Source organism: Goodfellowiella coeruleoviolacea (assembly GCF_024171785.1).
Taxonomy (GTDB): domain Bacteria; phylum Actinomycetota; class Actinomycetes; order Mycobacteriales; family Pseudonocardiaceae; genus Goodfellowiella; species Goodfellowiella coeruleoviolacea.
This window is the reverse complement of sequence record NZ_JAMTCK010000002.1, coordinates 574,235-583,783: the sequence shown is the minus strand read 5'-3', so window position 1 is coordinate 583,783 and position 9,549 is coordinate 574,235. Positions and strand designations below refer to the sequence as shown.

The window sequence follows — 9,549 nt, the reverse complement described above, 5'->3', positions numbered from 1 at the left end:
TTCAGTAGATGACCCGCGAGTCGGCGCTGAGCCGGGAGTCCCGGGACTTGCGCAGGTCCCTGGCCACGTTGAGCCGGCGCAGCCAGCGGTCGGTGCCGTCGAACCGCGCCTTGAACGGCTTGCGGCCGTGGACCACCCGGTAGTTGTCGATGAAGCACATGTCGCCCGGGCGCAGCACCACCCCGCCCATGGCCTCGTCCACCGCGGCGCACAGCGCGTCGAGTGCCCGCTGCTCCTCCGGCCCCTGCACGCCCTGCATGTAGTACGGGTCGACGCGCAGGTACGGGTCCTCGGGCGCGCCGAACAGCACCTGCACCGGCTCGGGCTCGGCGAGCGCCCGCTCGACCCGTTCGTTGCTGCGCCGACGCAACTGCTCGACCAGGGGGTCGCTCGACTCGGCGCCGGTCTGGTTCTCGGCGCGGTGCGAGTTGTCCGGCAGGATGCGGAACCGCGGCTCGGAGAGGATCTTGCGGGTCTCGTCGTCGAGGCGCACGTCGGCGATGTCGGCGGCCGTGGTCTCCACGCCGTCGGGGTTGCGCAGGCACATCAGGCCGAGGTAGTCGGTGCGCAGCGGGTGGAACGCGTCCTCGGTGTGCCAGGTGAGCAGTTCGTCGCTGCCCCAGCCGATCTGCTCGTGCTCGTGTTCCTTGATCGGGAAGATGTCGTGCATGATCCGGCCGTCCTGCTGGGTGGCCCAGCCGATCGGCTCCCCCAGCAAGGTCGCGACCAGGTAGAAGGCGATGTCGTAGCGCAGCGACGCGGACCGCGCCGGCTTGTCCTTCCAGTGTGCCGGGGTGGGGCCGAGGTCGGCGTCGACCACGGGCAGCCCGGACACCACGAGCATGCCGGCCGGCTCGTCCAGGTGGAACTCGCGCAGCTTCCTGCGCAGCTCCCTGGGCAGTTCCTCGGCGTGCAGCCGGGCTTCCCGGTGGAAGGCCGGTGTCTCCACCGTGTCGTAGCGCTGACTCAGCTCGCTGACAGCGGCCTCAATCGAGCGGATGTCCTCATCACGCAAATTCACCTGCAGCAACGCAATTCCTTCCGTGACGGGCGGTCCACGCCCTGGAGCCCCGGCCGCTGGGAAGCCTCGCCGAAGTCGCGGCCGGGCTCCAGGTCTTTGACGACAGAGCGAAAACCAGCGGTCAGGCGGCCGCGGAGGGCTCCGCCATGGCGACCGCGATGCGGCGCGGACCGGTGAACGGCTCACGCGCGTGCGTGCTCAGCATGTTGTCCACCACCAGCACGTCGTCGCGCTGGTAGTCGAACCGGGTGGACGCCGCGCGGTAGCACTGGCGCAGGTGCTCGACCACGTCGTCCGGGATCACCCCGCCGTCGCCGTAGTAGGTGTTGTTCGGCAGGTTCTCCACACCGCACATCTCCAGCAGCCCGAGCCTGATCTCCTCGGGCAGCGTGGTGACGTGGAAGAAGGTGGCGTGGTTGAACCACACCAGGTCACCGGTCACCGGGTGGCGGTGCACCGCGTCGCGCACCGCCCTGGTGCGCAGCCGGTCCCCGTCCAGCCACTCCACCTGCAGGCCGTTGCGCGCGCAGTACGCGTTGACCTCGTCCCGGTCGTCGGTGTTGAACGACTCCCGCCACGGCAGGCCCAGTTCGTCGCTGTAGTTGCGCACCACCATCCACTTGCGCCGCTCGAACTCCGCGCGGATCTCCGGGTCGATCGACGCGTACACCTCGCGGGTGGACGCCAGCGGGGTCGCGCCCTGGGTCAACGGCGGCTCCACGCAGTAGAAGTACAGGGTCAGCGGCCAGACCGCCTGGTAGGAGTTCTCGTTGTGGGCGAAGATCTCCTCCTGCGGCGGGTAGTCGGTGGAGGTGTAGACGTTGCCGCTGATCCGGCTGCGCGGGGTGGACCGCTCCGAGTAGGTCAGCGGCGTGCCGGACAGTTCCCGGACCACCTGGTCGAACCCGTCCACGCCACCGACGTCGAAGCCGCGCAGCAGCACGGCGCCGTGCCGGGTCAGCTCGGCCCGGATCTGCTCGCGGTCGCGGCGGATCCGCTCGTGCACCGATTCCCCGTCACCGGTGATGACCAGCGCGAGCGTGCGCCGGCCCGTGTCGACTCCGCCCATGGTTCAGGCCCCCTGGTTCTGGCTCATGGCCTCGACCAGGCTCTTCGGCCGCATGTCGGTCCAGTTCGCGGTGATGTGGTCGAGCGCGGTCTGCCGATCGGCGTCGGCCAGCGAGACGGTCCACCCCGGGGGCACGTCGGCGAAGGCGGGCCACAGCGAGTACTGCCCCTCGTGGTTGACCAGGACCAGGTAGGTGCCGTCGGGGTCCTCGAACGGATTGGTGCTCACGTGGATCTCCCTTTCGTGATCAGCTGGATCAGATGAGTTCGGGCTGGCGGGGAGCGGGCATGACCGGTCCTCGGCTCTGCAGCAGGGCCACGCCCAGTTCGGTGAGCGAGTGCAGCACCGTGTTGCGGTTGCGCGCGGTCATCACCAGGCCCGCCTTGCGCAGCACGGCGGCGTGCTTGCTGGCACCGGCCGCGGAGATGCCGAGCCGCTGGGACAGCTCACCGGTGGTGCAACTGTCGGTGAGCGCCTGCAGCGCGGCCGCCCTCGTGTGGCCGACCAGCGCCTCCAACGCGTGGTCGTGCGACTCCTCGTCACCCCACAGCTCGACGGTGACCGCCGAGTCGGTGGGCACCGAGAACACCAGCGCCGGGCTGCCGCTGGTCCGCTCGGCGTCGAGGAAGACGCAGGTCCGCCCGGACAGGAACAGCGAAGGGCTCAGCAGCAGGCCCCGACCGCGCAGGTGGACGTCGCGGTCGGTCGGGTACGGCACGGTCAGCACCGGCGAATCCCACTGCAGCTTCGGGTGCAGCGCCCCGAGCAGGCCCTCCACCCCGTTGGTGATCGCCACCCGGCCGAGCGCGTCGCGAACCGACTCCAGGTGCCCGCGCACCCGGTCCCAGTACGGCGTGATGGCGGTCCGGCAGAACTCGAACACCGTGGCCGCTTCCCGGTCCGCGCGCCGGTCGTCGGCGTCCGGGTGGCGTTCCAGCAGCCAGAGCAGATCGTCCAGGTGCGGCCGGTTGCGGCCGGACAGCTCCTCCAGCGCGGCGGCTCCCAGCAGGCCGCGCACCCGGCGGCGCCAGATCTGGAAGGGGGTGGCCGCGCCCCGACCGAACTGGTGCAACGCGAACACGCTCTCCGCCACCGGCCCCAGGGTCGCCGACATCCGCGTGCGAGCCAGGTCCTCGACGGAGAAGTGGATTCTCAACATGCAGGCCCCTTGCCTTTCCCCAGACGTGGGCGCTCTCGCGCACACGGCGCAGCGGGCGTGCTGAGGCGACACGACCCGGCAGCCCGGTCGTGTTGGTGACAAACCGCCGTCCAGGACGACGGCCCCCAGTTGCCCGACACCAGCCCGCAGCGCGGGCGGCTTCGCTGCACGGCCGAACTCCCCAAAGCCCGACCGCTGGCTACGGTCTAGCAGAGCGGATGGTTGTCCGGCAGCGATCGGACACCCGGACAAACAACAAGATGGAAAATTACCAACCATTTGGCCGTAACCGCTGCCCTATCTGGTCGCAATATTCCCTACACACCGCCGTGTGCTCGCTCCGCCGAACGCCGGTCGTGTACTACCTAGAGCAGCGCCTTGATCGAAGTGGTGTCTCTGGGAGGACACGTCATGGGACGGCCGGAACGCACGATCGACCCAGCCAAAGGCCCGTTGCAGCGCTTCGCGTTCGAACTCAGGCAGCTGCGGGAAACCGCGGGTAGACCCAGTTACCGCGAGTTGGCCAAGCGGTCGCACTACTCCGTCACCGTGCTCTCCGAGGCCGCCGGTGGCAGCACCTTCCCCACGCTCGCGGTGACCCTGGCCTACGCCGAGGCGTGCGGTGCCGACCGGGCGAGCTGGCAGGCGAACTGGGAACGCACCGCCGCCGAGCTGGCCGAACATCGCGACGACAACCAGGACGCGGCCCCGGACAACCCGCCCTACCTGGGGCTGTCCCCGTTCCGGACAACCGACGCGCCCCGGTTCCACGGCCGCGGCGCCCTGGTCGCCAGGCTCCGGACCCGGGTGCTCGACACTCCCCTGCTGGCGGTCTTCGGCGCCTCGGGCGCGGGGATCTCCTCCCTGCTGCGCGCCGGCCTGCTGCCCGCCCTCGCCGACTGCCACACGGTGCTGATCACCCCGAGCGACTACTTCGCCAATCCAGTTGCGCACCAGCGAAAACTGAGCGAACTTCTCCCCAACGCCGGGACAACCACCGCTCCCGGCCCCGTCGGCGGCCGGACCGCGCCCACGCACACCGTGCTGGTCGTCGACCAGTTCGAGGAGGTGTTCGCCGACGGCCGCGACGAGCGGGACCGGGACGAACTCGTCGACGAACTCCTCGCGTTCGCGGCCTGTCCCGAGCACCGGGTCGTGCTCGCCGCCCGGGCCTCGGTCACCGCGCGGTGCGCGGCACTGCCCCGGCTCGGCCCCGCCCTGGCCGGCAACGGACTCCTGGTCGGGCCGATGAGCCGGGAGGAGTTGGCCGAGGCGATCAGCAAGCCGGCCACGGACGCCGGCGTCAGGGTGGAGCAGGCGCTCGTCGAGGCGGTCACCGCCGACGCCATGGGCCAGCCGGGCGCGCTCGCCCTGACCGCGCACGCCATGCGCGAGGTCTGGCGCCGCCACCGCGGTCGAACCCTGGGCGTGGCCACCTACCACGAACTCGGCGGCATCCCCGGCCTGCTCGCCGCCCGGGCCGACGAGGTCTACCTCGGGTTCAGCCCGGCCGAGCGGGCGACCGCCCGCGAACTGCTGCTCCGCCTGACCGCCTGCCCCACCGGCGCCGACCACGTGCCCCGCCGGGTGCCACAGGCCGAACTGCTCGGCGACCGGCCCCACCACCGCGCCGCACGGGTGCTGGCCGAACTCACCCGCGCCCGGCTGGTGTGCGTCGAGCGCGACGGCGTCGTCCTGGCCCACGACGCGCTGCTGCGCGAGTGGCCGCGCATGCGCCTGTGGCTGAGCGAGGACCGGCACCTGCTGCGCTGGCACCAGCAACTGAGCGAGGACGCCACCAACTGGCAGCGCTACGACCAGGACAGCGGTTTCCTCTACCGCGGCGCCCGGCTGGCCGCCTACCACGACTTCCCGGCAACCCGGCTCAACCACCGGGAAAGGGCGTTCCTCGCGGCCAGCCGCAAGGTCGAGGCCAGCGAGCGGACCGCCCGCCGGGCCCGCCGGATCACCCTGGCCACGGCGCTGTCCCTGGTGCTCCTGCTCGCCGGGGTGACCGGGCTGGCCTACTCGCGCGCCAGCAGCTCCACGGCCGCGCAGCAGACCGCCTCGTCACGCCAGCTCGCCTCCAGCGCGCTCGCCGAACTGCCCGTCGACCCCGAACTCGGCCTGCTGCTGGCCAGAACCGCGGTGGACATCGCGCCCACCGAGGACGCCGCCACCGCGCTGCGCCAGGCCGTGGTGGACACCAAGATCCGCGCCGTGCTGCCGACCGGCCAGGGCGCGGTCTCCGGTGTCGCCTACAGCCCGGACGGCCGCTGGCTGGCCACCAGCGGCATGGACGGGACGATCCGGATCTGGCCGCGCGACACCTCGCGGGACGCCGCGCCCCGGGTGCTGCGCGCGGGCGAGGCCACCCACAGCCCGGTGTTCAGCCCGGACGGCGGGCTCGTCGCCACCGCGACCGCCGCCGGCGACGTGCTGGTGTGGGACCTGAACGGCGACGGCTCCCCCCGCCTGCTGCGCGGACACGTCGGCGCTGTCCGGGCGGTGCGCTTCTCGCCCGACGGCAGGCTGCTGGCCAGTGCCGGTGACGACGGGAGCGCGCGGCTCTGGGACGTGGCCAGCGGCCACGAGCTGCGCGTGTTCCGCGGCCACGACAAGGCCCTCGGCGTGGCGTTCAGCCCGGACGGCCGGCAACTGGCCACCACCGGCAGCGAGGGCGCGATCCGGCTGTGGCCCACCGAGGACGGCGCCGAGCCGAACCTGCTGGCCAGCACGAGCAGCGCCGTGCAGGCGGTCGCGTTCAGCCCGGACGGCGACCGGGTCGCCACCGCCGGGATGGACGGCACGATCCGGATGTGGCCGCTGAGCACGGCCAGCACCAGGGTGGTGCTGCGCGGCCGGGCGGATGCGATGGCGGCCGTGGCGTTCAGCCCCGACGGCGAGCGCGTGGCCGGCGCCGGCGCGGACGGAACCGTGTGGATCTGGCCCGCTGACGGCGGCGAGCCGGTCGCCCTGCCCGGTCACCGCAGCGCGGTCGCCGGCGTCGTGTTCAGTCCCGATGGCCTGGAGCTGGCCAGCGCCGGCGCGGACGGGACCGTGCGGGTCTTCGACCCCACCGGACTGGGCGCGCAGCAGGTGTTCCACGGGCACACCGGCCCGGTGACCGACGTCGCGGTGAGCCCGGACGGGCGGCGGGCCGCCAGCGGCGGCGTGGACGGCACCGTCCGGGTCTGGCCGCTCAGCGGCGGCGATCCCGTCGTGTTCACCGCCGGGGCGCAGCCGGTGTCCTCGGTCGCGTTCAGCCCGGACGGCACCCGCCTGGCCGCCTCGGTGGCCGACGGGACCGTGCGCCTGTGGCAGGTCGAGGGCGCGGGCCAGCCCCTGGTGCTGGCCGCCAACGACCACGGGTCCGTGCGCGGCGTGGCGTTCAGCCCGGACGGGCAGTTGCTCGCCGGCGGCGGGGACGACGGGGTGGTGCGGATCTGGCCGGCCGATGGCAGCCGGCCACCCGTGCTGCTCGGTGGGCACGACGGCGGCATCCGGGACGTGACCTTCAGTCCGGACGGCACACGCGTCGCCACCGCCGGAAACGACGGCACCGTGCGGATCTCGCGGGTTGACGGCAGCGGCTCGGCCGTCTCGCTCAGCGGACACGAACACGGTCCGGTGTGGAGCGTGTCGTTCAGCCCGGACGGCCGCTGGCTGGCCAGCGGCGGCAGCGACGGGACCGTGCGGATCTGGCCCACTGACGGTTCGACCGCTCCACTGGTGCTGCGGGGGCACCAGAGCGGCCCGGTGTGGAGCGTGATGTTCAGCCCGGACGAGAACTGGCTGGTCAGCGCGGGCGAGGACGGCACCGTGCGGGTCTGGGCCGACGACGGCAACCACCAGTCGTTCGTGCTGCGCGGGCTGGGCCCGTCCATCGCCAAGGCCGTGTTCACCCCGGCCAGCGACCAGCTCGTCACCGCGGACGACGACGGCACCGTGCGGGTCCTGCACTGCGACGCGTGCGCGCCGCTGCCCGAGGTCCGCGCCCTGGCCGACGCGCGGACCAGCCGCGAACTGACCCCGGCGGAGACCCAGCGCTTCCTCGACGACACCGCGTACGGCAACTGAGGCGGCCCGCACGGGCCGTGGACCTGCTCCGGCGGGGTTGGCCAGTCAAACGGGAAAGAATTACGCACGATGTCGCCACCGGTGAGCGGGGGGAAGATCATGTCGATCACCGAGCTGAACCGGTGGGGTGGACCTGATGGGGGTGGACAGGGTGTTGGTGAACGCGTTCGACACCAGGAGCGTGCCGGCCGCGGACCGGTTCGACCACTGGGTTGATCTCGGCTGCCGGTCGCTGATGCCCGCCTGGGTGCGCAGCGACCACGAGAACGACTTCCGCGCCTGGCTGCGGCTGGTGGACCTGGGTGGCGGGGTGCAGGTGTCCGCGATGGCCTACCCGTCGGTGCGGGTGCGCAGGCCCGAGGCACTGGTCCGGCGCTCCGACCCCGAGGCCTACCAGGTCAACCTGATCCTCGACGGGCACACCACGCTCTGCCAGGGCGAGCGGGAGGTCTCGCTCGGAAGCAACCACTTCGTCCTGTTCGACAGCTCCCGCCCGTTCCACGGGTGGCGGTCCTGTTCCCCGGACGTCACCACCGCCATCGTCGTCCAGATCCCCCGTGCCATGCTCGCGCTGTCGGCCAACGCCGCTGACCGGCTCACCGCCGTGCCCATTCCGGCCACCACCGGTGTCGGCGCGGTGTTCGCCCGTTGGCTGGTCGCGCTCAACCAGCGGGCCGAGGAACTGACTCCCGCCGACGGACACGCCCTGGCCTCGGTCACCGCTGGGTTGCTCACCGCCGTGCTGGCCCACCACGACGACACCCACCTCGCCCGGTCGCCGCACCCGCCGCACGACGTCCTGCGGGTGCGCGTCCGCGACTTCATCCGCCAGCGGCTCGGCGACCCTGGCCTGTCCGTCGCCGCGATCGCGGCCGCCCACGGCGTGTCCGTGCGACAGCTGCACCGGCTCTTCGAACGGGAGGGCGTCACGGTGTCGTCCTGGATCCGCCAGGAGCGCCTGCGCCACTGCTGCCGAGACCTGACCGACCCCCGGATGCGCGACATCCCCGTCCACGTCATCGCCCGCCGCTGGGGTTTCACCGCCGCCGCGCACTTCAGCCGTGCGTTCCGGGACGCCCACGGCCAGTCCCCCACCGACTACCGCCACGACCACGCGGACCCCGATCACCCGCCCACGAGGTGAGCGAGCGCGGCGGGCGGCCGCGCGGTCAACCACGTCGAGGTCGAACCGGGGCAGAAACGCGTCCGATCAACTGAACTAGCCAGTTCAAAACAATGTACTGCTTGGTTGCACATCAACCAATCGGGCCACTAGTCTGAACCAGCAAGTTCAACGGCTGATCGGCCAGCGGCAGCGCGGCCGGGTTGTCCAGCACGTCCCCCAGGGAGCCCCCTCAGTGAAGACCTTTGTTGTGTCCGGTGGCACGGACGGCATTGGCAAGGCCGTCGCGCTCACCTACCTGCGCCGCGGTGACCAGGTGGCGATCATCGGTCGCAGCGCCGAGAAGGGAGCGGCCTTCCTCGCGGACGCGGCGCGGCTGGGCGCGGCCGACCGCGCGCACTTCCTGCCCGCCGACCTCAGCCTGGTCAGCGAGAACAGGAAGGCCGTCGACCAGATCCGGTCCAGGTTCTCCACAGTGGACGCACTGGTGCTGTGCGCACGGCACTACCGGTCGACCAGGCTGGTCACCGCGGAGGGCTTCGAGCACACCTTCGCGCTGTTCTACCTGAGCCGCTTCGTGCTCAGCTACGAACTGCTGGACCTGCTCGACGCGGCGGACAACCCGGTGATCATGAACGTCTGCGGCCCTGGCGCCGACACCGGGCAGGTCCGCTGGCACGACCTGAACTTCGAGACCGACTACCACGGCCTGGCCGCGCTGGCGCACGGTGGCCTGCTCAACGACCTGCTCGGCGTCGGGTTCGCCCAGCGGCGGCCCGCGCACAGGGCGCGTTACGTGCTGTTCCACCCCGGCACGGTCAGCACCAGCTTCTCCGGGCAGTACACCCCGGACATGGCCGCGCAGATCGAGGCCATGCGGTCGACGGCCACGCCGGTCGCGGCGGCGGTCGTGCCCATCCTGGCGCTGCTGGACCAGCCACCGACCGAGCCGCTCAGCGCCTTCGTGCGGGGCGAGCCGATCGGTCTGGCCGGCCCCAGCTTCAACCAGGCGGCGGCCCAGCGGCTGTACGCCGAGACCCGCACCATGCTGTCCAGTTAGGACTTCCGGGGCGGCGCCCATGCCGCGACCCCCGCGC

Annotated in this window: 7 protein-coding genes; 3 read left to right on the top strand and 4 right to left on the bottom strand. The window is 72.0% G+C overall.

Going from position 1 to position 9,549, the window contains the following annotated elements:
- Position 1: 1 nt before the first annotated feature.
- The 4 genes from gntD to LX83_RS05905 form a co-directional block, all read right to left on the bottom strand.
- Positions 2-1,021 carry a guanitoxin biosynthesis L-enduracididine beta-hydroxylase GntD gene (gntD, locus tag LX83_RS05920; protein ID WP_253767854.1) on the bottom strand — a complete coding sequence of 340 codons (1,020 nt, stop codon included), beginning with the start codon at positions 1,019-1,021 and terminating at the stop codon, positions 2-4.
- A gap of 121 nt (positions 1,022-1,142) precedes the next feature.
- The gene (locus LX83_RS05915) at positions 1,143-2,090 is read right to left on the bottom strand and encodes a TauD/TfdA family dioxygenase (protein WP_253767852.1); all 948 of its coding nucleotides are present in this window, start codon (positions 2,088-2,090) and stop codon (positions 1,143-1,145) included.
- 3 nt (positions 2,091-2,093) lie between these two features.
- The gene (locus LX83_RS05910; RefSeq protein ID WP_253767850.1) at positions 2,094-2,318 is read right to left on the bottom strand and encodes an MbtH family protein; all 225 of its coding nucleotides are present in this window, start codon (positions 2,316-2,318) and stop codon (positions 2,094-2,096) included.
- Positions 2,319-2,346: 28 nt separating this feature from the next.
- Positions 2,347-3,249: an ArsR/SmtB family transcription factor gene (locus LX83_RS05905; RefSeq protein ID WP_253767848.1), complete on the bottom strand. Its 903-nt coding sequence runs from the start codon at positions 3,247-3,249 to the stop codon at positions 2,347-2,349.
- Between the two features lie 411 nt (positions 3,250-3,660).
- On the opposite strand from LX83_RS05905, the gene LX83_RS05900 reads away from it, so the two are divergent.
- The 3 genes from LX83_RS05900 to LX83_RS05890 all read left to right on the top strand — a co-directional run bounded on the left by LX83_RS05900 (position 3,661) and on the right by LX83_RS05890 (position 9,512).
- Positions 3,661-7,329, top strand: coding sequence for an nSTAND1 domain-containing NTPase (locus LX83_RS05900; RefSeq protein WP_253767846.1), 3,669 nt, complete (start codon positions 3,661-3,663; stop codon positions 7,327-7,329).
- A gap of 136 nt (positions 7,330-7,465) precedes the next feature.
- Positions 7,466-8,473 (top strand): AraC-like ligand-binding domain-containing protein, encoded by a 1,008-nt coding sequence (locus tag LX83_RS05895; RefSeq protein WP_253767844.1) that lies wholly within the window; start codon positions 7,466-7,468, stop codon positions 8,471-8,473.
- Between the two features lie 214 nt (positions 8,474-8,687).
- Positions 8,688-9,512: an SDR family NAD(P)-dependent oxidoreductase gene (locus LX83_RS05890; protein WP_253767842.1), complete on the top strand. Its 825-nt coding sequence runs from the start codon at positions 8,688-8,690 to the stop codon at positions 9,510-9,512.
- Positions 9,513-9,549 lie beyond the last annotated feature (37 nt).

What these genes read in the sequence shown, in the direction of transcription:
- LX83_RS05915 (WP_253767852.1), bottom strand. Translation starts at nt 2,090, where the DNA reads ATGGGCGGAGTCGACACGGGCCGGCGCACGCTCGCGCTGGTCATCACC.
- LX83_RS05895 (WP_253767844.1), top strand. Translation starts at nt 7,466, where the DNA reads ATGGGGGTGGACAGGGTGTTGGTGAACGCGTTCGACACCAGGAGCGTG.
- LX83_RS05900 (WP_253767846.1), top strand. Translation starts at nt 3,661, where the DNA reads ATGGGACGGCCGGAACGCACGATCGACCCAGCCAAAGGCCCGTTGCAG.
- LX83_RS05905 (WP_253767848.1), bottom strand. Translation starts at nt 3,249, where the DNA reads ATGTTGAGAATCCACTTCTCCGTCGAGGACCTGGCTCGCACGCGGATG.